Source organism: Pantoea sp. Ae19-2, assembly GCF_059801205.1.
Map to the genome: position 1 here is coordinate 3,137,661 of NZ_JBCHWE010000001.1, position 24,816 is coordinate 3,162,476.

At 53.9% G+C, this 24,816-nt stretch carries 18 protein-coding genes; 3 read left to right on the top strand and 15 right to left on the bottom strand.

Annotated features, from left to right (window positions below):
- Positions 1-111: 111 nt before the first annotated feature.
- Both AAIE03_RS14545 and AAIE03_RS14550 read right to left on the bottom strand, forming a co-directional pair.
- Positions 112-1,251 carry a porin gene (locus tag AAIE03_RS14545; protein ID WP_014592892.1) on the bottom strand — a complete coding sequence of 380 codons (1,140 nt, stop codon included), beginning with the start codon at positions 1,249-1,251 and terminating at the stop codon, positions 112-114.
- Between the two features lie 262 nt (positions 1,252-1,513).
- The gene (locus tag AAIE03_RS14550; protein ID WP_029570999.1) at positions 1,514-2,401 is read right to left on the bottom strand and encodes a LysR family transcriptional regulator; all 888 of its coding nucleotides are present in this window, start codon (positions 2,399-2,401) and stop codon (positions 1,514-1,516) included.
- A gap of 95 nt (positions 2,402-2,496) precedes the next feature.
- Between AAIE03_RS14550 and AAIE03_RS14555 the strand changes: the two genes are divergently transcribed.
- Positions 2,497-3,555 carry an SDR family oxidoreductase gene (locus tag AAIE03_RS14555; RefSeq protein WP_064373201.1) on the top strand — a complete coding sequence of 353 codons (1,059 nt, stop codon included), beginning with the start codon at positions 2,497-2,499 and terminating at the stop codon, positions 3,553-3,555.
- 181 nt (positions 3,556-3,736) lie between these two features.
- Here AAIE03_RS14555 and AAIE03_RS14560 read toward each other — a convergent pair whose 3' ends face one another.
- The 9 genes from AAIE03_RS14560 to ribF form a co-directional block, all read right to left on the bottom strand.
- Entirely contained in the window at positions 3,737-4,468 is a 732-nt protein-coding gene (locus tag AAIE03_RS14560) for a GNAT family protein (RefSeq protein ID WP_015700978.1), read from the bottom strand.
- Between the two features lie 847 nt (positions 4,469-5,315).
- Entirely contained in the window at positions 5,316-8,546 is a 3,231-nt protein-coding gene (gene carB / locus AAIE03_RS14565; RefSeq protein WP_014592889.1) for a carbamoyl-phosphate synthase large subunit, read from the bottom strand.
- A gap of 13 nt (positions 8,547-8,559) precedes the next feature.
- A complete protein-coding gene (gene carA, locus AAIE03_RS14570; RefSeq protein ID WP_014606611.1) occupies positions 8,560-9,708 on the bottom strand; it encodes a glutamine-hydrolyzing carbamoyl-phosphate synthase small subunit in 1,149 nt (382 codons plus the stop codon).
- Between the two features lie 469 nt (positions 9,709-10,177).
- Positions 10,178-10,993, bottom strand: coding sequence for a 4-hydroxy-tetrahydrodipicolinate reductase (dapB, locus tag AAIE03_RS14575; protein WP_019106403.1), 816 nt, complete (start codon positions 10,991-10,993; stop codon positions 10,178-10,180).
- A gap of 210 nt (positions 10,994-11,203) precedes the next feature.
- Positions 11,204-12,154: a 4-hydroxy-3-methylbut-2-enyl diphosphate reductase gene (ispH, locus tag AAIE03_RS14580; protein WP_014592886.1), complete on the bottom strand. Its 951-nt coding sequence runs from the start codon at positions 12,152-12,154 to the stop codon at positions 11,204-11,206.
- A complete protein-coding gene (fkpB, locus tag AAIE03_RS14585) occupies positions 12,135-12,605 on the bottom strand; it encodes an FKBP-type peptidyl-prolyl cis-trans isomerase (protein WP_014592885.1) in 471 nt (156 codons plus the stop codon). Before fkpB ends, ispH begins: the two co-directional genes overlap by 20 nt.
- A gap of 3 nt (positions 12,606-12,608) precedes the next feature.
- Positions 12,609-13,112: a signal peptidase II gene (gene lspA / locus AAIE03_RS14590; RefSeq protein WP_013024564.1), complete on the bottom strand. Its 504-nt coding sequence runs from the start codon at positions 13,110-13,112 to the stop codon at positions 12,609-12,611.
- The gene (gene ileS / locus AAIE03_RS14595; protein WP_013024563.1) at positions 13,112-15,931 is read right to left on the bottom strand and encodes an isoleucine--tRNA ligase; all 2,820 of its coding nucleotides are present in this window, start codon (positions 15,929-15,931) and stop codon (positions 13,112-13,114) included. Before ileS ends, lspA begins: the two co-directional genes overlap by 1 nt.
- Before the next feature lie 29 nt (positions 15,932-15,960).
- Positions 15,961-16,887, bottom strand: a complete 927-nt coding sequence (gene ribF / locus AAIE03_RS14600; protein WP_013024562.1) for a bifunctional riboflavin kinase/FAD synthetase — start codon at positions 16,885-16,887, stop codon at positions 15,961-15,963.
- A gap of 317 nt (positions 16,888-17,204) precedes the next feature.
- Here ribF and rpsT point away from each other — a divergent pair, with 317 nt between their 5' ends.
- Positions 17,205-17,468, top strand: coding sequence for a 30S ribosomal protein S20 (rpsT, locus tag AAIE03_RS14605; RefSeq protein WP_006117633.1), 264 nt, complete (start codon positions 17,205-17,207; stop codon positions 17,466-17,468).
- Positions 17,469-17,966: 498 nt separating this feature from the next.
- Here the strand turns inward: rpsT and nhaA are convergent, their stop codons facing one another.
- From nhaA to dnaK, 3 genes are all read right to left on the bottom strand, one after another.
- A complete protein-coding gene (gene nhaA, locus AAIE03_RS14610; protein ID WP_105077117.1) occupies positions 17,967-19,145 on the bottom strand; it encodes a Na+/H+ antiporter NhaA in 1,179 nt (392 codons plus the stop codon).
- A 262-nt stretch (positions 19,146-19,407) separates the two neighbouring features.
- Positions 19,408-20,553, bottom strand: coding sequence for a molecular chaperone DnaJ (gene dnaJ / locus AAIE03_RS14615; RefSeq protein WP_013024559.1), 1,146 nt, complete (start codon positions 20,551-20,553; stop codon positions 19,408-19,410).
- A gap of 102 nt (positions 20,554-20,655) precedes the next feature.
- On the bottom strand, positions 20,656-22,566 hold the full coding sequence (gene dnaK, locus AAIE03_RS14620) for a molecular chaperone DnaK (protein WP_013024558.1): 1,911 nt from the start codon (positions 22,564-22,566) through the stop codon (positions 20,656-20,658).
- A gap of 297 nt (positions 22,567-22,863) precedes the next feature.
- Between dnaK and AAIE03_RS14625 the strand changes: the two genes are divergently transcribed.
- Entirely contained in the window at positions 22,864-23,424 is a 561-nt protein-coding gene (locus AAIE03_RS14625; protein WP_105077116.1) for an acetate uptake transporter, read from the top strand.
- Positions 23,425-23,469: 45 nt separating this feature from the next.
- On the opposite strand, the gene AAIE03_RS14630 is transcribed toward AAIE03_RS14625, so the two are convergent.
- A complete protein-coding gene (locus AAIE03_RS14630; RefSeq protein WP_029570996.1) occupies positions 23,470-24,777 on the bottom strand; it encodes an MFS transporter in 1,308 nt (435 codons plus the stop codon).
- Between the last annotated feature and the right edge of the window lie 39 nt (positions 24,778-24,816).

Below are 24,816 nucleotides of genomic sequence, written 5' to 3' on the forward strand. Positions count from 1 at the left end.
GTTTTACTCCATAAGAAGGGCAAGTCCACCGCAAAAGTCGCCAGATAATGGCGTCACCTCGCTATAAATCATGATAATAAAAACGGCTCCCTGGGGAGCCGTTGTGTGTCATCAGAAATCGTAGCGGAAACGAACCAGGTTCATATCGCCCTGATTGTCCGTACTGGAAGTGAAGACATGTTCGTAATCCACACGGAAACCGTAGTCCAGGAATAACGTTACGCCCAGGCCATTGTCAATGCGCTGGTAGTTGCGGCCATTCACGTATTCTAAACGGTCGCCCATCACGTAAGGCTGAACGGCTTTGACACCATATTGCGCCACCGGGATTTTGTATCCGGCGTAATATTCGATGCCCCAGGCATCGTCCGCAAAATAGTTATTCACGTTGCGCTGTTTGGTCGTCAGGAAGTTTTGATACCAGCCACCGCCTGCTGACAGTGTCCAGTTACCCGGCGTCCAGCTCAGTGCCGTGCCAAAAATGTTTTGGTCGTAATCTTTATTGTTGCCCGTGACCGGATCACGCATGCTGGCGCGGGTGTAGTTCCAGGCCGTGCCCCATGCCAGCGTTGGCGTAATGTTGTAATTCACGCCCAGCGAACCGCCGCCCTGACGCTTGTAGCGCAGTCCATTGCCCGGCAAATATTCGTTATCGCTAAACAGGTAAGAGGCATAAAGATCAACTGCACCATAACTGTTTTTGTATTTCAGCTGCTTACGAGAACGGTATGAACCGTCGTAATCACCGTTAATGCCGTTACCCGGTGCCTGGGCCAGCATGTCGTAATCCCAGATATCCGTCTTGGCACCCACAACGTCGTAATAAACGCTGTTCTGCTGACCGAAGGTCAACTGGCCCCAGGTTTTACTTTTCAGGCCGGTATAGAGCTGGCGGCGCGTGGTTTCATGCGCCCCTTCAGCGTAGTGATTATCCCAGTTGAATACGGCCGGAATGTTAACGCCCAGCTCGTAGTAGCTGGTCCAACTGATATCGTCGAACAGGTAGTAATCCGCGCTAAAGCGGAAACGTGAACCACCGTCAAAGCCATTACGCTTATAGGATTTATCATTCACGCCGGTTTGATGGTTAAACTGAGGACGAATACTGCCACCGAATTTAAAATCGAGACGGCTAAGGGGATCGCCTGCTTGTGGGTCTTGTTTGAGAAGAGTGATTTCAGCCTGGCTGGAAAAAGACGCCAGAGCCAGGAGTGCAGCCACTGCACTCAGTGAAAAAGAACGCGCTTTCATTGTTATAACTATCCTGTTTACGCTCTAATAATGAGCGAGCCGGATATTACAGCGGTCAATGTCAGCCTGGTAGTTTTTTGTATTATAGATTTGTGCGAATGAGCAGATTGGGCATTATTGGCTAAAAATTAAATCAAATTTATTTGAGATTGCTGCCGCTTATCCCAGTATGAACGGGTTGATACAGCGCCAGTGGGCCGCATCAGCAGCCTGACTGAGAATGCGTTACATCGCCGGTCTTCCCTTTGGCTGTGAGCCGTATTTAGTTTGCCCCTGGCAGATCGACCAGCACTTTTTCGATTAACGCGACGATGCCTCTAACCCTGGGAGGGATAAAGCGCGCATCCGGGAAAACGGCATACACAAAGCGATCGGGATAGCGATACGCTGGCAACACCCTGATAAGCGAGCCGGATTGCAACGCCTCAGTTGCAAGGGGTAATTGCATACCGCCTACACCGATTCCCGCCTGCAACGCCTGTAATAACCCTTCACTGCTATTGGCCCTGAAGGCTGTCTTTACGGCCAGTTCTACGGTTTCATCGCCCCTGACAAGCCGCAATGGCGCAGACTCGGCAATGCTGCTGAAACGCACGTGCGGTTGGCACATCAATGCATCCAGTGAATTGAGCGGCGGGAAATCCGGTGATGCGAAAAGCGGTGTTTCAATACGCGCGATTTTCCGTGCCGGATACACTTCCGGCGCATCCTGAGTAAGGCGGAACGCCACATCCACGCCTTCTCTGGCCAGGTCGGATATCCTGTCATCAAGCGAGAGCGTCAGATGCAAACCCGGATTCGCTTTTTGCAATCCGAGCAGATGAGGAAGAAACAAACGCCCTAATCCGCCCGGGAGTTGAACGTTTATCTTGCCCTGCCATTGCTGTGCGACAGGGGATAGCTGGTTCTCGACCGCCTGCATTGCCTCAAGTATGGGCTGCATCTTACGCCGGTAATATTCTCCTTGCGCTGTCAGTACCCTCACCCGCGTCGTCCTGTGCAGCAGCACTACGCCGAGTTCAGCCTCAAGCGCGGCGATCTGCTGGCTGACCGCAGACTGTTTGATATTCAACTGGCGTGCTGCCTCAGAAAAAGACCCCGCCTCAGCCACGCGTAAAAACGTTCGAATGGCATTGAGCTTGTTATTCATTTACGCATTTCTCTTATAAGTGACATCAGCTTTCGGGGATACCGGCAAAAAACAATTTATAGCAGGCTGTCTGCAACCAAACTGGAGGACAAAAAATGTCACAGAAGCCTCAATCTAAAGTCGCACTGGTTGCGGGTGCAAGCGGTATCGTCGGCAGCAACCTGGTTAAAACGCTGTTGCAGAATGAATGGCAGGTTATTGGATTGTCTCGCGCAGGAGGCGCTGACCGGGGCACGGTGCCGTTTGTTAACGTCGATCTGCTCAATGAAAAAGACACTGCGCGCGCCCTCAAGCCCCTTCGGCACGTTACCCACATTTTCTACAGCGCCTGGCTTAATGCCGCGAGCTGGCGGGAAATGGTTGAACCCAACGTCACCATGTTACGTAACCTGGTCACTCAGGTTGAGAACGTGGCTCCGCTGGAAACGGTGAGCCTGATGCAGGGCTACAAAATTTACGGCGCTCATCTTGGCCCGTTCAAAACCCCCGCCAGAGAAAGCGATGCCGCTATTCCCGGCGCCGAATTCAATACGGCGCAACAGGACTGGCTGTGCCGCTTTCAGCATCATAAAACCTGGCACTGGCATGCACTTCGTCCTGGCGTTGTCGGCAGCGCGTTAACCGGCAATACCATGAATCTTGCGCTGAGTATCGCGATATACGCTTCACTGTGCAAAGCGCAAAATCTGCCCCTGCGCTTTCCAGGGTCGCAGCGCACCTGGCACAGCATTATCGATCACACCGATGATAGCTTATTGTCTGCCGCCACCTTGTGGGCATCGACCGCATCCTCCGCCAGGAATCAGGCATTTAACATCAATAACGGTGATATCTGGCGATGGTGTGAGCTCTGGCCCCTGATTGCAGGCTGGTTTGAACTGGAGACGGCGCCCCCGGTTGCGTTGTCATTTCAGCAGCTTTTCGGCGATTACCGCAGGACATGGCATGCCCTGGCGGAAAAAAAACAGCTGGTTGAGGCTGACATCATGAGGCTGAGTGACGGTCAGTTCGCCGATTTTGTCTTTAGCTGGGATTACGATATGTTTGGTGATGGCAGCAAACTGAGGCGGGCAGGGTTTACCGAATTTTGCGCCACGGATGAGATGTTTATCCGCCTGTTTACTCAGTTCAGGATGGCGAACATTATTCCCTGAGGCATGCAGCGAGCCATTTTCCCCTGCCGTAGCGCTGGCAGGGGAGCATTGATCAATCGCGCTTCGCAGGCAAAAGCCGCCCACGGGAGGGGAAAAACAGGGCCATCAGGCACCTGGTCGAATCACGCTAAACTGGCTTCACGACGCAGAGGTATGTCAACGCGCCGACAGAACGGATCAATCAGATGATGACCCGGCCGTTATTAACCGAATGGCACCAGCGGTTTTTATAGTCTCCGGACATCGAACCGTAGGAGTAATGAAGAGGAAGCTGCTTTTCTGCTGCTTCCTGATACAAGGCTGTCAGGTTCTTCCACATCAGCATTGTCCCCACCGCGCCAGCATTGCTGTCTATCCGGTAGCCAATATTAATAAAATCAACGAACATCCCGGCACTGCTCGAGACAGAAAGCAGGAGCTGCAGTGCAACAGGTTCATTATGCAGGAACATCATATAGCCTTTGAAACAGGGCTGAAACTCCCGGAAAAACGCTTTATTAATGGCCCTCTCCGCGATGGCCTGATTGCGTCTCGCCTGATAGAGAATCTCAAACACCTCAAAAATATGTTCCCCGTCAAGCTGGCTGACATTGAGAAAACTCCCCCCGTCATTGAGAAACTTTCTGAGCTCTCTCTCCCGTGTCGAGACCGTTTTACGGGAAAAGTCGGCGACAGGGCTCTTGGTAAAAGCGGCATGGCTCTTACTAAACAGGCTATAGGAGGTATTGAGGAAGCGATGACGCTGCAAATGATGTAGCGACTTGCACCGGAAAGGTAAAAGCACCTTTTTCGACGCCTCGTTGCAAAACGGCACATAGACAGAGGTTGAGGGAGCCAGTAGCGCGGGAAGCGAACGCTGCCGATGTCTGCCATCGTTGGCAAGCCAGCCCTTTTCAACGCAGACGCTCCCCATCGTTTTCCCTTTCCTTTGATAAGAATAAAAGTCAAAGGACTGCCCACATCGCATTTTAAAGGCAATAAATTCCGGTGCGGACTCGCAGTTATAACCAAAATGATTACAGGCTCTTTGATAATCCTCAAAAGAGCACTGCCCCCATCTGAAAAACTTGGGAATAAACATGTCAGGCGCTAACTCTTAATCAAGCATGTAAACTTCAGAGAAGCGAATGGGTTCTCTGGATATGTAAACCATGAAAAATACAGGGTATTTTAAAGATAAGCGCTGCGGCTGAACAGGTGATTATCGAGCACTGTAAGCAGTAATGCGGGTTTGTTTAAAATCGGTTGAGCAACGATCAAATAGCGAAAATACAGTAGAACGTTAAGAAACAGATCGTAAATAATTAAAAATATTAATGCATATTTAAACATCAAGGCATCAATATTTAAAAAACCTATTTAATTAAAGTCTGTTTACTCAGAAACGTTCATGAGCCTGAAAAGAATATTAAAAAAATACCGGTTTATTCGAAATGTCGCGCTGACCTGAGAATCGCTGCCCAGAAACAGGGTTCATCCCGTTCCGTTGGGAACAGACTGCTTTCTGACCAACCCCAGACTCACCAACCATTCTAAAGGCGATGCCCTTTTTTACAGGCGGCGCTTGCCGCAGGCAGGTACAGCCTCCACGCTGCCCGCTAAGACAGAAACGCACTCAGCGGAGGGTGATCTGTACCCGTGCCTGTAGAACCGCTCAGTTCAGGCCCGATCTCTCAAAAAAAAGCCCCTGCGAGGAGCGTTAAGCCAGCACACTGGCAAATCGTCCCACCGCAGGGGCTATTACCGCCACTCAGCCAGCGCTATTTGTGCGCAAGGATCTGCGCATGCATTTCCTGTACTGAAATCACTTTTTCAGTCGGGTCGGCGTTTAGCGCCATGGCCGTTGCAAAACCCCCGTTTAGCGTAGTGTCGTAATGAACTTTGTATTGCAGCGCACTACGACGAATCAGCTTGGAGTCTTCAATAGCCTGGCGGCCTGCCGTGGTATTCACGATGTAGGCATATTCGCCGTTTTTCAGCCGGTCCTGAATATGTGGACGACCTTCGTGAACCTTGTTAACCAGGCGAGGATTAATGCCCGCTTCCCCCAACACCACGGCGGTGCCATGAGTGGCATCCAGCTCAAAGCCAAACTTCTGCAACTTCGCGGCCAGGTCAACGATACGTTTCTTATCGCCCTCACGGACCGACAGCAGCGCGCGTCCGGTTTTCTTCATGTTGCTTTGCGCACCCAGCATCGCTTTGGCAAAGGCCTCTGCAAAGGTACGGCCCACGCCCATGACTTCACCGGTTGAGCGCATTTCTGGCCCCAGAATGGGGTCAACGCCCTGGAACTTGTTAAACGGCAGCACCACTTCCTTGACAGAGTAGTAAGGCGGAATCACCTCTTCGGTGACGCCCTGCTCTGCCAGCGTTTTGCCTGCCATCACGCGTGCGGCGACTTTCGCCAGCGGTACGCCCGTCGCTTTTGACACAAAAGGAACGGTACGCGCAGCACGTGGGTTAACTTCAATCAGGTAGACTTCATTGTCTTTCACCGCGAACTGCACGTTCATTAAGCCGCGAACGTTCAGCTCAAACGCCAGCTTTTCAACCTGCTGACGCATTACGTTTTGAATATCCTGGCTCAGCGTGTAGGCCGGCAGAGAACAGGCCGAGTCACCTGAGTGAACGCCTGCCTGCTCAATGTGCTCCATGATGCCGCCGATCAGTACACGCTCACCATCACAGATGGCATCCACATCGACTTCTACAGCATCGTCAAGGAAGCGATCCAGCAAGACCGGCGCATCGTTAGAAACCGACACCGCCGTCTGGAAATAACGCTTCAGGTCTATTTCGTCGTAGACGATTTCCATCGCACGTCCGCCCAGCACGTACGAGGGACGGACCACCAGCGGATAACCAATCCCGGCAGCTTTTTCTACCGCCTGCTCCAGGGTGGCAACGGTGGCGTTGGCAGGCTGCTTCAGGTTCAGGCGGTCAACGGCCTGCTGGAAGCGTTCGCGGTCTTCTGCCCGATCAATCGCATCCGGGCTGGTCCCGATGACCGGTACGCCAGCGGCTTCCAGTGCGCGAGCCAGTTTCAGCGGCGTTTGACCACCGTACTGCACAATCACCCCTTTCGGTTTTTCGATGCGGACGATTTCCAGCACGTCTTCAAGCGTTACCGGCTCGAAGTAAAGGCGGTCAGAGGTGTCATAATCCGTGGAGACGGTTTCCGGGTTACAGTTCACCATGATGGTTTCGAAACCGTCTTCGCGCAGTGCCAGTGCCGCATGAACACAACAGTAGTCAAACTCAATGCCCTGGCCGATACGGTTTGGTCCACCACCCAGCACCATGATCTTGTCACGATCCTGGTTAGGATTCGCTTCGCACTCTTCCTCATAGGTAGAGTACATATAGGCTGTATCGGTCGAGAATTCTGCCGCGCAGGTATCCACCCGCTTGTAAACTGGATGCAGATTGTGATGCTGACGTAGCTTACGAATTTCACCTTCTGCCACGCCCACCAGTGAGGCCAGGCGCGCATCGGCAAAACCTTTGCGCTTCAGCGTGCGCAGGAAATCGGCGTTCAGCCCGTTCACGCCTTCGCGCGCTACCTGCTCTTCAAGACGAACCAGCTCTTCAATCTGCACCAGGAACCAGCGGTCAATATTGGTGAGATTGAATACGCCGTCCACCGACATCCCGGCACGGAAGGCATCGGCGATGTACCAGATCCGATCGGAACCGGCATCTTTCAGCTCACGACGGATACGGGTTAAGGCTTCCGCATCGTCAAGGTGGACTTTCGGATCAAAACCATTCGCGCCAACCTCCAGGCCGCGCAGCGCTTTCTGCACCGACTCCTGGAAGGTACGACCAATCGCCATGACTTCGCCCACTGACTTCATCTGCGTGGTCAGACGGTCATTCGCACCAGCAAACTTTTCAAAGTTGAAGCGAGGAATTTTTGTGACGACATAATCGATTGAAGGCTCAAACGAGGCCGGCGTCCGTCCACCGGTAATGTCGTTCATCAGCTCATCGAGCGTAAAGCCAACCGCCAGTTTTGCCGCCACTTTCGCGATCGGGAAGCCGGTTGCTTTGGAGGCCAGCGCCGAGGAACGTGACACGCGCGGGTTCATCTCGATCACGATCAGACGACCATTTTTCGGGTTCACCGCAAACTGTACGTTGGAGCCGCCGGTTTCCACACCAATCTCACGCAGCACCGCCAGCGAGGCGTTACGCATAATCTGGTACTCTTTGTCGGTCAGCGTCTGCGCGGGCGCAACCGTGATGGAGTCGCCCGTGTGGATCCCCATGGCATCAAAGTTTTCAATTGAGCAGACAATGATGCAGTTGTCGTTTTTGTCACGCACCACTTCCATCTCATACTCTTTCCAGCCAATCAGCGATTCGTCAATTAACAGCTCGTTGGTTGGGGAAAGGTCGAGGCCGCGTTCACAGATCTCTTCAAACTCTTCGCGGTTATACGCGATACCGCCGCCGGTGCCGCCCATGGTAAAAGACGGACGGATAATGCAGGGAAAGCCCACATCGGCCGCCACTGCCAGCGCTTCATCCATGGTATGCGCGATACCGGAGCGCGCGGTATCCAGACCGATGCTTTTCATCGCCACGTCAAAACGACGACGGTCTTCTGCTTTATCAATAGCGTCTGCGGTTGCACCAATCATGGTGACGCCGAATTCTTCCAGCACGCCCTGACGCTCCAGCTCCAGCGCACAGTTCAACGCTGTCTGGCCGCCCATGGTGGGCAGCACCGCATCCGGGCGCTCTTTTTCAATGATTTTACGTACCACTTCCCAGTGAATCGGCTCAATGTAGGTTGCATCGGCCATTTCCGGGTCGGTCATAATGGTGGCCGGGTTGGAGTTCACCAGAATGACGCGGTAACCCTCTTCACGCAGGGCTTTACACGCCTGTGCACCGGAATAGTCGAATTCGCAGGCCTGACCGATCACAATCGGACCGGCACCAAGAATCAGGATGGATTTTATGTCTGTACGTTTTGGCATGATTAGCTCCTGATTACTTTGCTTTCGAACGGAATGCGTCAATCAACTCAATAAAGTGGTCAAACAGCGGTGCAGCATCACCCGGTCCCGGGCTGGCTTCCGGATGGCCCTGGAAGCTAAACGCAGGCTTATCGGTGCGGTGGATGCCCTGCACCGTCTTATCGAACAAGGAGATATGCGTCACACGCAGGTTCGCAGGCAGATTCGCCTCATCCACCGCGAAGCCGTGGTTCTGCGCCGTGATCATGACGCGGTTGTTGTCCAAATCTTTAACTGGATGGTTGCCGCCGTGGTGGCCCAGCTTCATTTTGACGGTTTTCGCGCCGCTGGCCAGGGCCAGCAGTTGGTGGCCCAGGCAAATACCAAACACCGGGATATCAGTTTTCAGGAAGGCCTGAATCGCCTCAATGGCATAATCGCAGGGCTCAGGATCGCCAGGGCCGTTAGAGAGGAAGATACCGTCCGGATTCATCGCCAGGACCGTTTCTGCTGGCGTTTTGGCCGGCACCACTGTCAGGCGGCAGCCGCGGTCCACCAGCATACGCAGGATGTTGCGTTTCGCGCCGTAATCATAAGCGACGACGTGGTAAGGCAGTGCTTCTGCCTGTTTCTGTTCTGGCAAATCCCCTTCCAGTGTCCAGCTCCCCTGCTGCCAGGCATAGGTTTCAGCCGTCGTCACTTCCTTTGCCAGATCCATGCCTTTCAGGCCAGGGAAAGCCTGCGCTTTTTGTAAGGCCAGAGCCGCATCCAGATTATCGCCTGCAATAATGCAGCCGTTCTGCGCGCCCTTTTCCCGTAACAGTCGCGTCAGCTTGCGCGTATCAATATCGGCAATCGCCACGATGTTATTGCGCTGCAGATAAGCCGATAAGCTTTCTTCGCTACGGTAGTTGCTGGCAATCAGCGGCAGGTCACGAATGACCAGGCCCTGCGCATGGATTTGACTGGATTCTTCATCGGCGGCGTTAGCACCAACATTGCCGATATGGGGATAAGTGAGAGTAACAATCTGGCGGGAATAGGAGGGATCAGTGAGGATTTCTTGATAACCGGTCATTGACGTATTGAAAACGACTTCCCCCACTGCCGACCCTGTAGCCCCGATGGCCCGACCGTGGAATTGGGTTCCGTCTTCCAGAACCAAGAGCGCTGACTTAATCAAAACATCCTCCAGGGAATAAACAGTCACAATATCTGCATATTAATTCAAATTAGTGATCTGAATCAATGCAAAAACTGCCTGAGTGGTCAATTTTTGGCAAATTGCGCGCATTCTAATGATCGTCCTGATACTTGTCCACCCTGAAGCAACATTTTTAACATCTTTTCAGGCTCAGAGCGAAAATGAAGAGGATAAGCGTTAAAAACAGGGGTAAACACAGCCGAATAAACGTTTGCCGATCGCAGTCGATGTTTATTCCGGGAAAACCACCTGCTAATTTTGACCAAATGGTCAAAATTAGCAGGTTTACTGAGAAGCGAAAGGAAGAAAAACCCGACTTTCATTCATCACAATGAAAAAACAGGTCAAAGTGACTATTTTTTAGATAAAATTAAGGGCAATTAAAAAATTGCCCTTCTCAATCAAGTTATTAGCGATTGAAATCACCACATCACACAGGTAAAAATCATTACAAACTTGATAAATCCAGCACGTCACGCATATCGTAAAGCCCGGTTTTATTCTCACTCACCCAAATGGCAGCCTTTACGGCGCCATTGGCAAAGGTCATGCGACTGGACGCCTTGTGCGTTATCTCTATGCGTTCCCCTTCGTCGGCAAATAACGCGGTATGCTCTCCGACAATGTCTCCTGCCCGCACAGTGGCAAAACCAATGGTATTCGCTTTGCGCTCACCGGTATGGCCCTCACGGCTGTAAACGGCATGTTCATCCAGTTTCCAGTCCATCGCCTCTGCAATCGCCTCGCCCATCGCCAGCGCCGTGCCGGAGGGCGCATCCACCTTGTGGCGATGATGCGCTTCAATAATTTCAATATCCGCATAATCGCCCATCACTTTGGCGGCTTTCTCCAGCAGCTTCAGGACCAGATTAACGCCTACGCTAAAGTTAGCGGCAAACACAATGCCAATATCCGCCGCCGCGTCGCGAATCGCTGCTTTACCGGCGTCATCAAAGCCTGTCGTACCGATGATCATGGCTTTGCGGTGCTCACGACAGATGGCAAGGTATTCCAGCGTTCCTTCAGGGCGGGTGAAATCAATCACGACGTCAAAATCATCGACGACGGCGCGTAAGTCATCTCTCAGGGTAACGCCAGCGTGGCCGATACCGGCCAGTTCACCTGCGTCGCTGCCGATCAACGAGGATCCCGGTCGGGCTAACGCTGCGCCCAGCTCAACGCCTTCCAGCTGAGCAACCGCCTGAATCAGATTGCGCCCCATGCGCCCCGGCGCGCCCACGATGGCAATGCGGATATTCTTCATATTTATTCATTCCTAAAACAAATCTATGCATGCAAGCGCAATCAGGTTAACCATGAGATAACAACTGCGCCACTCTTTCTCGGGGATAATAAGAATTTTTATGCCAGGTGGGGCGGATTATCAGTAAAAGCAATTTCCGCCGCCGCCGCCCGGTCTGAAAAGCAAAAAGGCCGAACAGAGTCGGCCTTTTCATTGCTTAACGTGTGCGGATTACTGCACGTTGCGGACGTCAACCCGCAACTCTTTGGGCACTTCAAACACAATGTTTTCTTCCCGCCCTTCCAGCACTCTCGCTTCACCACCGCCCAAGGCCTGCAGGCGACTAATCACGTTCTGAACCAGAATATCGGGAGCCGAAGCGCCCGCCGTTACGCCAACACAATCGACAGAAACCACCCACTCAGGCTGAATGTCCGCCGCATCATCAATCAGATACGCCGCTTTGCCCATGCGCTGGGCCAGTTCGGCCAGGCGATTGGAGTTAGAGGAGTTTTTCGATCCGACTACCAGTACCACATCGGCCTGCTCGGCCATCGCCCGTACGGCTTCCTGACGGTTGGTGGTGGCATAACAAATATCATCTTTACGTGGGCCCACGATTTTCGGGAAGCGAGCGCGCAGCGCATCAATCACTTCCGACGTGTCATCCACCGACAGCGTCGTCTGGGTCATAAAGGACAGGCGGTTGTCATCTTTAACGTCCAGCTTCCAGACGTCCTCCGGCGACTCCACCAGGTACATCCCACCTTTAGGGTTGTTGTACTGCCCCATGGTGCCTTCCACTTCCGGATGGCCCGCGTGGCCAATCAGCACCGATTCTTCACCCCGACGGCTGGCGCGGGCCACTTCCATATGCACCTTGGTCACCAGCGGGCAGGTGGCATCAAAGACGGTGAGATCACGCCCTTTTGCTTCATTGCGTACCGCCTGCGAGACGCCGTGGGCAGAGAAAATCAGGATAGCGCCATCAGGCACTTCCGCGATCTGCTCAATAAAGATCGCGCCGCGCTGGCGCAGGCTGTCCACCACGTAGCGGTTATGAACCACTTCGTGCCGGACGTACACCGGCGCACCAAACAGCGTTAGTGCGTTTTCAACAATGCTGATGGCGCGATCTACACCTGCACAAAAACCCCGTGGATTAGCCAGCAGAATTTGCATTGTTCGCCTCCAGTACCGGATCGATATCCAGCACTTCAATATCAAACTGAACGCGGTGGCCTGCCAGCGGATGGTTAAAATCCACGGTGATTGAATCACCGGAAATTTCCCGAATCACGCCCGGCATTTCACTACCGCCCATTCCGGTAAACAGCATGATGGCGCCAATCTCAGGCTCTCCCGTGTCAATAAAATCACGGCGGGAAAAGTACTGGATAAGATCGGGGCTGACGCTACCAAACGCGTCTTCTGGTGCCAGCGTGAATTGATGTTTTTCACCCGGCGTCAATCCCAACAGTGCCTGCTCCAGCGCGCCGGACAGGCTACCGTCGCCGAGACGAAACAGCGCAGGTTTACCGTTGGCACGAGTGGATTCCGCCACTGAGCCGTCTTCCAGCTTCATGACGAAATGCAACAATACCGCGCTGTCGCCCTGTACAGACTCAGTCATGGTTTACCCTTTTTTAACCTGCTTGCTGGAAGGATTGAAAAAGCCCTCCAGCACCACCAACGCGGCCCCGATACAGATGCCGCAGTCAGCGATATTAAATGTAGCAAAGTGCCAGTTACCGACGTAGAAATCGATAAAATCTACCACAAAGCCATGATATGAACGGTCAAACAGATTGCCCACTGCGCCGCCAATGATTAAGGCATAGGCGATATTGGCGATCTTCTGACTGGCGCTGTTGCGGTACATCATGACCAGTAACGACACCACGATCGCCAGGGCAATGCCGGCAAAGAACCAGCGCTGCCAGCCGCCTTTATCCGCGAGGAAGCTGAACGCCGCGCCATAGTTATGCGCATAGAACAGGTTAAGGAACGGCATCAGCGGCTGCGTTTCATGCAGCATCATGTTGTTCATGACCCACTGCTTGCTGACGAAATCAACAACGATAACAACCAGCACCAGCCACAGCCAGCGCAATCCGGTGGAGAAAACAGGTCTACTCATCAGGCAAACTTACGCTCTTCGCCGTTGCCGGCTACGTTGGTGTAACAGCGACCGCACACCGCAGCGTGCTCCGGATTCTGACCGACGTCAGTCGTGTAGTGCCAGCAGCGCGGGCATTTCTCGCCTTCTGCCTTATGCAGGCCGATTTTCAGCCCTTTTACCAGTTCGCTCTGCTGCGCTTCAGCCTCTGCCTCTGCGTAATCAGCGACCTGAGCACCGGAGGTCAACAGCACAAAACGCAGTTCGTTACCTAACGCCTGCAGTTTCGTCGCCAGGTCCGCGTCGGCATACAGAGTAACGGACGCTTCCAGCGCGCCACCGATACGTTTGTCGCTACGCGCCTGCTCGATCACCTTGTTCACTTCACCGCGTACTTTCAGCAGTTCTGCCCAGTACGCATCGTTCAGCGCTTCGTTTTCTGGCAGACCAAACAGGCCGGTATACCACTCTTCAGTGAAGACATACTTCGCCCGATCGCCTGGCAGATAGCCCCAGATTTCGTCGGCCGTGAAAGACATGATCGGTGCCATCCAGCGTACCAGCGCTTCAACAATGTGCCACAGCGCTGACTGGCAGCTACGGCGGGCCAGGCTGTCGCCTTTCGCGGTGTACTGACGATCTTTAATGATATCCAGGTAGAAGGAGCCCATCTCGATGGAGCAGAACTGCATCAGGCGCTGAATCACTTCGTGGAAATCGTAGTGCTCGTAAGAGGCGATGATATCCGCCTGCGCCGCCTGCGCACGTCCCACCGCCCAGCGATCGACCACCACCATCTCTTCCGGTTTAACCAGATCGGTGGCCGGGTTAAAGCCGCTCAGGTTGGCTAACAGGAAGCGCGCGGTGTTACGAATACGACGATAGGCATCCGCAGAGCGTTTCAGAATTTCATCGGATACCGCCATCTCACCCGAGTAATCGGTAGAAGCAACCCACAGGCGCAGAATGTCCGCACCCAGCTTGTCCATGACATCCTGGGGTGCAACGGTATTGCCGATGGATTTGGACATCTTGCGGCCCTGACCATCGACGGTAAAGCCGTGCGTCAGTACCTGGCGATAAGGCGCTTTGCCTTTCATCGCGGTCGAGATCATCAGCGACGACATAAACCAGCCACGATGCTGATCGGAACCTTCCAGATACATATCCGGTGTATTGCCACCAAATTCCGGGCGGGCATCCACGACCGAATAGCTGGTGGAACCTGAGTCAAACCAGACGTCCAGCGTGTCCGGCACCTTCACGTAGTGGTCAGCATCGTCGCCCATCAGATCGCGCGGATCGAGATCCCACCATGCCTGGATGCCATCCTGTTCAACGCGCTGCGCCACTTTTTCCATCAGCGCCAGGGTATCCGGATGCAGGGCTTCGGTTTCTTTGTGTACGAACAGCGCCATTGGCACGCCCCAGGTACGCTGGCGGGAAATACACCAGTCAGGCCGGTTGGCAACCATGGACTCAATGCGCGCCTGACCCCAGTCCGGGATCCACTGCACGCCTTTGATCTCCTGCAATGACTGAGCACGCAGGCCTTTCTGATCCATGCTGATAAACCACTGCGGCGTGGCACGGAAGATAATCGGGGTTTTATGGCGCCAGCAGTGTGGGTAGCTGTGCAGCAGTTTTTCAACGTGCAGCAATGCGCCTTTCTCTTTCAGCAGCTCAACGATCATATCATTGGCTTTAAAGACGTTAACGCCGTCGAGTCCCGGATACGTACCCGGCAGGTAGGCACCATCAGGGCCGACCGGGTTAGCCGTTTCCAGACCATATTTCTGACCAATCACGTAGTCATCCGGGCCGTGGCCTGGCGCGGTATGAACAGCCCCCGTACCGGCATCCAGCGTGACGTGCTCACCTAATACGACTTTGGACTGGATCTGCTCAAGCAGAGGATGCTGGAACAGCTGCAATTCCAGGGCCGCGCCCTGACATTCGCCCAGCACGGTCCAGTCGCTGACGCCCGCGCGTTTCATGACGCTCTCAACCAGATCTTTTGCCAGGATCAGGCTACGTCCTGCAATCTGCACCAGCTGATAGGTGAACTCGGGATGCAGTGAAATACCGCGGTTAGCCGGAATGGTCCACGGGGTGGTCGTCCAGATCACCAGCGAAACCGGGCCTTCTGAGGCGGTCACACCGAAGGCTGCGCGCGCCCTGTCCGCATCAACGGCATTGAACATCACATCGATGGAGGGGGAGGTTTTGTCGTAGTATTCCACTTCGGCTTCCGCCAGAGCAGAACGGCAATCCATGCACCAGTGCACCGGCTTGGCGCCTTTGTGCAAGTGGCCATTGCCGATGATTTTACCCAGCGCACGGATGATATTGGCTTCGGTGGTGAAGTCCATGGTGAGGTAAGGACGATCCCAGTCGCCCAGCACGCCCAGGCGAATAAAGTCGGCTTTCTGCCCTTCAACCTGTTCGGCGGCATACTGACGGCAGGCGGCGCGGAATTCGGCGGCGCTGACTTTTTCGCCCGGCTTGCCGATCATCTGCTCAACTTTATGCTCGATAGGCAAACCGTGACAGTCCCAGCCTGGCACATACGGCGAGTCGTAACCTGCCATGCCTTTAGACTTCACAATAATGTCTTTCAGAATCTTGTTAACAGAGTGACCAATATGAATGCTGCCGTTCGCATAAGGAGGGCCATCATGCAGGATAAAGGTTTTTTTCCCTTTCTTGGCTTCGCGGATGATGCCGTACAGGTTGTCATCATACCAACGTTGCAGCATTCCCGGTTCACGCTTGGCCAGATCGCCACGCATGGGGAACCCCGTTTCCGGCAAATTCAGGGTTGATTTATAGTCACTCATCAGATTCTCGATTCCGTTTTTCGCTCAGGTTACAGACCAAAAAATTGTCGGGCCGTTACCGTATCTTTCGCAATTTGCTCTTTCAACGCATCCAGTGAAGCAAAGCGCTGCTCGTTTCGTATTTTCTGCTTCAACACCACATCAATGTGGCGACCATAGAGATCCATATTGATGTCCAACAGGTGAACTTCAAGCTGTTGGCGCAAACCTTTTACCGTCGGGCGGGTGCCGATATTGGCAACGCCAGGCAGGGGTTGTGGCCCCAGCCCATGGACTTCCACCGCATAAACGCCTTTAACCGGCGACACGCAGCGGCGTAAAGGAAGATTAGCCGTAGGGAACCCCAGCGTGCGTCCGAGTGCATCACCGTGCACGACGCGCCCAGAGATACTGAAAGGATGGCCCAGCAGTGACTGCGCCAGCGCTAAGTTGTCCTCGGCCAGTGCCTGACGCACCGCCGTGCTGCTGATGCGCTTACCGCCGTCACAAAAGGTTTCTGTGCTGACCACATCAAAGCCATACTGGGCGCCGGCTTTCTGTAATAACAGGAAATCCCCCTGGCGACCAGCGCCAAAGCGGAAATCATCCCCGACGGCAAGATAGTTCACGCCCAGCTTGTTCACCAGCAGTTCGCTGATAAAACTCTGCGCCGACAACGCGGCAAAGCGATGGTCAAAACGCACGCACAGCACGGAGTCCACGCCGATTTCTGCCAGATATTTTAGCTTCTCTCGCAAGCGAGTGAGCCTGGCGGGTGCGCTTTCGCCCGCAAACAGTTCAAGCGGCTGGGGTTCAAACACCATCACCATCACTGGCAGGTTACGTTTCCGTCCCTCTTCCAGCAACCGCCCCATCAGCGCCTGATGACCGCGGTGCACACCATCGAAATTACCAATGGTCAAAACGCAGCCGTGATGCTGCGCGTTAAGATTATGAATACCGCGGATAAACTTCATGGCTGACTCAAACCGGTGGAAATCGGCGGATTATACCCTCGAAAGCCGCCAAGGTTAACCCGTGAACACGCCTTTCATGCGTTACAGGCCGTATTTACTGCCTTGCAAAGCCGCTGAGAGAATTTTGTTGCGAAATACTGTATTCAGGGAGCGGAAGCTGGTAGAATCTTGCGCCATCAAATACGTAACCGAGTGTCATACAGGTTATCACTTGTAAACGACGCTTATTTGCACAAATCCATTGACAACAGAAGGTCCAAAAGGCATAGTCCTCGGCCTTTGATTTGTCTCTATCGAACATATTTGGGAGTTGGACCTTGGCTAATATCAAATCAGCTAAGAAACGTGCCGTAACATCTGAGAAACGTCGCAAGCATAACGCAAGCCGTCGCTCTATGATGCGTACCTTCGTTAAGAAAGTATACGCGGCGATCGCTTCAGGCGACAAAGCTGCTGCGCAGAACGCATTTAATGAAATGCAACCAATTGTGGACCGTCAGGCTGCTAAAGGTCTGATCCACAAAAACAAAGCTGCACGTTATAAAGCAAACTTGACTGCACAGATCAACAAACTGGCTTAATCGCCATTTGTTCATCGCTTTGTTGAAAGAACCGGCGCTAAGCCGGTTTTTTTATGCCTGCTGTTTAGCGCCGCCAGGCGACTGTCTCTTCCTGACGGTCTCTTCCTGACTTTATCTTCCAGCCCTGCCCTGCCAGACAACCCACCGCCTCTGCACTGCTCTCAACCTGTCGAACAATGCTGCCCCAGGTTCAGGCTCGTAGCGCTCCGGACAGCCTCTCTCACAAGCCCTCCGTCGGGTTATCAGGTCCAGGGTGAACAGAGAAGGTCAATCACGGCGTCCTTGCGAGTTCAGACCGGCCGCAGAGTAACGCGATAACAGCCATTCAACGCGCGATGTCATCGTGGGTCACAGGCCATATTGAGATGTTGAGATGTTGAGATGTTGAGATGTTGAGATGTTGAGATGTTGAGATGTTGAGATGTTGAGATGTTGAGATGTTGAGACAGGAACCAGCATTGCTGCAACACCGGATGAATGTGTTGCAGCAATGGATTTTTATCGCAGCTTGATTCGCAATAAGGTGTAACCCAGAACGGCGGAAAGCAACGAACCGCTGAGGATACCCAGCTTAGAGAACGTCACTAACTGCTCGTGGGCAGCGTCAAAGGCCAGCGAACTGATAAATATCGACATGGTAAAGCCAATGCCGCACAGCACGCCAATCGCCATGATATCGCGGATAGTCGTGCCGCTCGGCAAGGCTGCCAGCCTCAGCTTCACCGCCAGCCAGCAAAACAGTGTAATCCCCAGCGGCTTACCGATTAACAGGCCCAGGATGATGCCCAGCGGCTCTGGCGACAGCACGTCGCCAAAGGTGATGCCCGTCAGCGAAATGCCAGCGTTAGCAAAGGCAAACAGCGGCAGAATCAGCCAGTTAACCCACGGCATTAATCCGTGTGCCAGATGTTCCGCAGGCGAATGGCCGTCTTTCTCTTCCAGCGGGACAAAGAAGCCCACGATCACGCCCGCCAGCGTAGCATGGACGCCCGATTTCAGCACGGCCGTCCACAGCACTATGCCGACCAGCATATAGATGGCGATATTCCGCACGTTACAGCGGTTCAGCACCGCCAGCACCACGATAGCGCCTGCCGCCACGCTCAGAGACATCACAGACAGATCGCTGGTGTAAAACAGCGCGATGATCACGATGGCACCCAGGTCATCAATAATCGCCAGCGCCATCAGGAACACCTTCAGGGCGGTCGGCACACGGCTGCCAAGCAGGGCAAGGACTCCGAGCGCAAACGCGATATCCGTCGCGGTGGGGATCGCCCAGCCATTTCGGGCAATCTCATCACCGTGGTTAAACAGCAAAAACACCAGTGCCGGTGCCGCCATTCCCCCTAACGCGGCAATCACCGGAAAGATGGCCCGATCGCGGCTGGCGAGTTCGCCTGAGATCAGCTCGCGCTTCACTTCCAGACCAATCAGCAGGAAGAACAGTGCCATCAGGGCGTCGTTGATCCATAGAAGCAGATTTTTACTGATATCCAGTTCGCCGAAGCGAATCTGTACCGGTGTATCCAGCAAAGCCTGGTAGCTCTGGGCGGTGGAAGCGCCATTGGCGAGGATCATAGCGACGACCGCAGCCAGAATGAGCACCATGCCGTTGCTGGCATCGCTCTCAATAAAACTTTTCAGTAAATGCTTGATACGACGAGGTTTTGACAAAATGCACTCCTCCTGAGCGTAATACAGAATGCTGAGCAGTGTAACGATTCAACGAACCTGATAAAAAGCTTATTTAGTCGCTTTTACATTACGTTAGACTTTTGGCTACAACAGCCCGCGAATGATAACCCGACGGGAGAACCGGATAGCCGTGAAAGGTGCAGGGCTGGTCTGTGCCAGAAACCGTTTCAGCAGTGCAGGACGCAAAAAAAAGCGGAGAGTTTCCTCTCCGCTTTCATCGGGTCTGACGTCAGTAACGCGATTAACGCGTCAGGTCGTCGAAGAATTTCTTCACGCCGTCGAAGAAGCTTTTGGAGCGCGGACTGTTATGCTCGCCGCTGGGCCCACCAAAGCTCTCTTCCAGCTCACGCAGCAACGCTTTCTGCTTGTCGTTCAGGCTGACTGGCGTTTCCACCACCACACGACACAGCAGATCGCCTACCGCACCGCCGCGCACCGACTTCACACCACGCCCGCGCATGCGGAACAGCTTGCCGGTCTGGGTTTCTGCCGGGACTTTCAGCTTCACGCGACCGTCCAGCGTCGGCACTTCAATCTCGCCACCCAGGGCGGCCATCGCGAAGTTAATCGGTACTTCGCAGTAGAGGTTGTTCTCTTCACGCTCGAAGATCGGGTGTTTTTTCACCGACACCTGCACGTACAGATCGCCCGCAGGGGCGCCCTGCTCACCGGCTTCACCTTCGCCGCTCAGACGAATACGGTCACCCGTATCCACACCGGCAGGAATTTTTACCGACAGGGTTTTCGATTTCTCTACGCGACCGTGCCCGTGACAGGCATTGCACGGATCTTTAATCACCGAGCCGCGACCGTGACAGGTCGGACAAGCCTGCTGTACGGTGAAGAAGCCCTGACGCATCTGTACCTGGCCTGCACCATGACAGGTTGAACAGGTTTGCGGTTTGGTGCCCGCTTTGGCACCGCTGCCGTGGCAAACGTCACACTCTTCCAGCGTCGGTATACGGATCTCTTTGGTCACGCCGCGAACCGCTTCTTCCAGCGTCAGCTCCATGTTGTAGCGCAAATCTGCACCACGGGCTGCGCGCTGACGGCGGCCACCACCAAAGATGTCACCGAAAACGTCGCCAAAGATATCGCTGAAATCTGCACCGCCGCCGCCAAAGCCGCCGCCGCCGTATCCGCCACCGCCCATACCACCTTGTTCAAAGGCAGCATGGCCGTACTGATCGTAGGCCGCACGCTTCTGAGGGTCGGTCAGAATCTCGTAGGCTTCTTTCGCTTCTTTAAATTTGGTTTCAGATTCTTTATCACCGGGATTGCGGTCCGGATGATGTTTCATCGCCAGGCGTTTGTAAGCCTTTTTGATTTCACGCTCGTCTGCAGATTTGGCGACGCCTAAAATCTCGTAGTAATCACTCTTCGCCATTTATTTAGCCCTTAACATGATCGCACGGGCGTGGAGAAAACTCCTACGCCCGTGCTGGTTTCAACGGCTGTCAGGGCAACCGTCGCGCCCGGTCAGGGGCAATTATTTCTTATTGTCTTTCACTTCTTCGAATTCAGCATCAACCACGTCGTCATCTTTCTTCGCTGACGCATCGTGGGCATCCGCTGCACCTGCCTGAGACTGCTGTGCCGCTTCCATCAGCTTGCTGGATACTTCCATCAGCGCCTGCATTTTGGCATCGATCTCTGCTTTATCTTCGCCTTTCAGCGCAGTTTCCAGCGCGCTCAGTGCAGCTTCGATAGGCGCTTTATCATCAGCTGACAGCTTGTCGCCCGCTTCATCCAGCTGCTTACGTGTGCTGTGCGCGATCTGGTCGCCCTGGTTACGGGTCTGCACCAGCTCTTCGAACTTACGGTCAGATTCTGCGTTCGCTTCAGCATCACGAACCATCTTCGCAATCTCGTCCTCGTTCAGGCCGGAAGACGCTTTAATGGTGATCTTCTGCTCTTTACCGCTGTTTTTGTCCTTCGCCGACACGTGCAGGATACCGTCCGCATCGATGTCAAAGGTCACTTCAATCTGCGGCATACCGCGTGGCGCAGCCTGAATGCCGTCCAGGTTAAACTGGCCCAAAGACTTGTTGTCGTTGGCACGCTTGCGTTCACCCTGCAGCACGTGAATCGTTACGGCAGACTGGTTGTCTTCTGCCGTCGAGAACACCTGGCTGTGCTTGGTTGGGATGGTGGTGTTCTTGCTGATCAGCGATGTCATCACGCCACCCATGGTTTCGATACCCAGCGACAGCGGGGTCACGTCCAGCAGCAGAACGTCTTTAACATCACCACCTAACACACCGCCCTGTACCGCAGCACCTACGGCAACCGCTTCGTCCGGGTTCACATCTTTACGTGGCTCTTTACCAAAGAACTCGGTCACTTTCGCCTGAACCAGTGGCATACGAGTCTGACCACCTACCAGGATGACATCGTTGATGTCAGAAACTGACAGTCCGGCGTCCTGCAGTGCCACTTTCAGCGGCTCGATAGAGCGAGCAACCAGATCTTCAACCAGTGATTCCAGTTTAGAACGAGTCACTTTAATGTTCAGGTGCTTAGGACCGGTTGCGTCCGCCGTGATGTACGGCAGGTTAACGTCGGTCTGCTGCGCAGAAGACAGCTCGATCTTCGCTTTCTCTGCCGCTTCTTTCAGGCGCTGCATCGCCAGCGGATCGTTGTGCAGATCGATGCCCTGATCTTTCTTAAATTCCGCGACCAGATAGTTGATCAGACGGCTGTCGAAGTCCTCACCACCCAAGTGGGTATCACCGTTGGTTGCCAGCACTTCAAAGGTTTTCTCGCCATCAACTTCATCGATTTCGATGATAGAGATATCGAATGTACCGCCACCCAGGTCATAAACCGCTATCGTGCGGTTGCCCTGGCCTTTATCCAGACCGTAAGCCAGTGCCGCGGCGGTAGGTTCGTTAATGATACGTTTGACTTCCAGACCTGCGATACGGCCGGCATCTTTGGTCGCCTGACGCTGCGCATCGTTGAAGTAGGCTGGAACAGTGATAACCGCTTCAGTCACTGGCTCACCCAGGAAATCTTCAGCCGTTTTCTTCATCTTTTTCAGGACTTCCGCAGAAATCTGCGGCGGTGCCATTTTCTGGCCTTTCACTTCCAGCCATGCGTCGCCGTTATCGGCACCCACAATTTTGTATGGCATGATTTTGATATCACGCTGCACTTCTTCGTCCTGGAAGCGACGGCCGATCAGGCGCTTAATCGCAAACAGGGTATTCTGCGGGTTGGTGACGGCCTGACGTTTAGCCGGTTGTCCGACCAGAGTTTCCCCATCCTGGGTGTAAGCGATGATCGAAGGCGTGGTGCGATCGCCTTCCGCGTTTTCGAGTACGCGCGCTTTGGTGCCGTCCATGACCGCAACACAAGAGTTGGTTGTACCCAGGTCAATACCAATAATCTTACCCATCTAAACATCTCCCACTTAAATTCGTTGCCAGTTTGGGTTGTGAACCTTTTATGTGGGCAGGTTGTTTACATTCAACCCAACCTCACATGCTTTTTTTTACAACGTTCACAACGCTCGATGACAAGTAAATGGGGTCGCTTAGAAGCGCATCAAGGGTTAAATGAAAAAAAATTTTCAGTCCCTGTCAGACCAGGATCAAAGACGGCTATGAATACGCTGACTATTATGCGGCTCGCCGCGCTTATTCTGCATTGAGGCGGGCAGCGCCTTTTACGCTAACAACACCGCTGAGGAACGATGACAACGACAACACTGGCCAATCCTGCCCCCCTGGGGTTGATGGGATTCGGCATGACAACGATTTTACTGAATTTGCACAATACGGGCCTGTTTGCCATGGATGTGACCATTCTGGCGATGGGCATGTTTTATGGTGGGATTGCGCAGGTGCTGGCCGGACTGCTGGCGTTTAAAAAGAATAATACGTTTGGACTGACGGCCTTTACTTCTTACGGTATGTTCTGGCTGAGTTTTGTAGCGATTCTGTTACTGCCTGAAATGGGGCTGGCGAAACCGGCCAATGAGACCTTATTAGGCGCCTGGCTAGGACTGTGGGGCCTGTTTACCCTGTTTATGTTCTTTGGCACGCTGCGGAGCGCAACGATGCTGCAGTTTGTTTTCGGCTCGCTGGCGTTGTTGTTCCTGTTACTGGCGACGGGTCACCTGGCGCATATTCCCGCGCTGATCCCCTGCGCAGGCTGGGTCGGATTAGTGTGCGGTGCCAGCGCCTGTTACCTGGCCATGGGTGAAGTGCTAAACGAAACCTTCGGACGGATCGTTCTGCCCATCGGCGCGTAAGCAAATGGTCGAGGCAGCACGCGGAGCCCGGCTCCGCGTGCGTGTTTATGCCTGTTTTATCCCGTCACACAGATTCGGCTCATGGCTGATATCCTGTCTGAGCCAGAGACCGGTCAGCAACCCGACCAGCGCAAGCGCCATGACATACCAGCCGGGTGCCATGGTGGAAACGTTCATCAGCAGCGTCACGCAAATCGGCGTCAGGCCACCAAATACCGCATAAGAAAGATTATAAGAGAACGACAAGCCGGTGAAACGCACCTCAGCAGGGAACGCACGGACCATCACAAAGGGCACAATCCCCACGACGCCCACGCTAAAACCCACCAGCCCATAGAGCTGAAACAGGTAATCAGGATACTGAGGCGCGAGGGAATAGAACATCCCGCTACACAATGCCAGCAGCACGCTACCGAGGCTCAACGTCCGACTGGCGCCAAAACGGTCCACCAACAGCCCGGCAACGATGCAGCCGATACATAACATGATAATCGCGATGCTGTTGGCCTTTAAGGTGAGCGCCGGGGCCATACCATGCTGTTTCTGCAGCCAGACCGGCGCCATTAAAATCACCACCACGATGCAGGCAGACAGCATCCAGGTCAGCAGAATCGAAATCACGACCGATTTTTGGTGTTTAAGGATTACGGTTTTCAGCGGCAGCTCCTGCGCCAGCGTTTTACGCTGCTGCATTTCAATGAAAACCGGCGTTTCATGTAGCCAGCGGCGAAGATACATCGCCCCCAGGCCAAACAATCCACCCAGGAAAAAAGGAATGCGCCAGCCGCCATCATGAATGGCCTGCTGGGTCATGGTGGTATTAATTAAGGTTGCCACGACCGACCCTAACAGGATGCCGATAGTGAGTCCGGCGGTCAGCGTGCCGCAGGCGATACCAATACGTTTGTAGGGCACGTGCTCCGCCACAAAAACCCATGCGCCCGGGACTTCCCCACCAATCGCCGCGCCCTGTAGCATGCGCATCAGCAGCATTAACAGGGGGGCCGCCAGGCCAATCGCGTCCCAGCCAGGCAGTGCGCCCATAGCCAACGTGGGCAGCGCCATCAACAAAATACTCAGGCTGAACATTTTTTTGCGTCCCACTTTATCGCCAAAGTGGGCCATGATGATGCCGCCCAGCGGACGCGCCAGGTAGCCCGCTGCAAAAATGGCGAACGTCTGGAGCTGGCGGAGCCATTCAGGAATATCGCTGGGGAAGAAAATCTCGCCGATCACGGCAGCGAAAAAGACGAAAATAATGAAGTCGTAAAATTCCAGCGCGCCACCCAGCGCCGCGAGTGCCAGCGTTTTGTAATCCTGGGGTTTCAGGCGCGGTGTCTCAAGTGTGGTCATAAGCGTCCAGAGAAAGTGAAAACAGTTGTAAAGATTCGC

Excerpts from the sequence above, each read along its gene's own strand:
- AAIE03_RS14545 (WP_014592892.1), bottom strand. The coding sequence starts at position 1,251 with ATGAAAGCGCGTTCTTTTTCACTGAGTGCAGTGGCTGCACTCCTGGCT.
- AAIE03_RS14550 (WP_029570999.1), bottom strand. The coding sequence starts at position 2,401 with ATGAATAACAAGCTCAATGCCATTCGAACGTTTTTACGCGTGGCTGAG.
- AAIE03_RS14555 (WP_064373201.1), top strand. The coding sequence starts at position 2,497 with ATGTCACAGAAGCCTCAATCTAAAGTCGCACTGGTTGCGGGTGCAAGC.
- AAIE03_RS14560 (WP_015700978.1), bottom strand. The coding sequence starts at position 4,468 with ATGGGGAGCGTCTGCGTTGAAAAGGGCTGGCTTGCCAACGATGGCAGA.
- carB (WP_014592889.1), bottom strand. The coding sequence starts at position 8,546 with ATGCCAAAACGTACAGACATAAAATCCATCCTGATTCTTGGTGCCGGT.
- dapB (WP_019106403.1), bottom strand. The coding sequence starts at position 10,993 with ATGAAGAATATCCGCATTGCCATCGTGGGCGCGCCGGGGCGCATGGGG.
- ispH (WP_014592886.1), bottom strand. The coding sequence starts at position 12,154 with ATGCAAATTCTGCTGGCTAATCCACGGGGTTTTTGTGCAGGTGTAGAT.
- fkpB (WP_014592885.1), bottom strand. The coding sequence starts at position 12,605 with ATGACTGAGTCTGTACAGGGCGACAGCGCGGTATTGTTGCATTTCGTC.
- lspA (WP_013024564.1), bottom strand. The coding sequence starts at position 13,112 with ATGAGTAGACCTGTTTTCTCCACCGGATTGCGCTGGCTGTGGCTGGTG.
- ileS (WP_013024563.1), bottom strand. The coding sequence starts at position 15,931 with ATGAGTGACTATAAATCAACCCTGAATTTGCCGGAAACGGGGTTCCCC.
- ribF (WP_013024562.1), bottom strand. The coding sequence starts at position 16,887 with ATGAAGTTTATCCGCGGTATTCATAATCTTAACGCGCAGCATCACGGC.
- dnaJ (WP_013024559.1), bottom strand. The coding sequence starts at position 20,553 with ATGGCGAAGAGTGATTACTACGAGATTTTAGGCGTCGCCAAATCTGCA.
- dnaK (WP_013024558.1), bottom strand. The coding sequence starts at position 22,566 with ATGGGTAAGATTATTGGTATTGACCTGGGTACAACCAACTCTTGTGTT.
- AAIE03_RS14625 (WP_105077116.1), top strand. The coding sequence starts at position 22,864 with ATGACAACGACAACACTGGCCAATCCTGCCCCCCTGGGGTTGATGGGA.
- AAIE03_RS14630 (WP_029570996.1), bottom strand. The coding sequence starts at position 24,777 with ATGACCACACTTGAGACACCGCGCCTGAAACCCCAGGATTACAAAACG.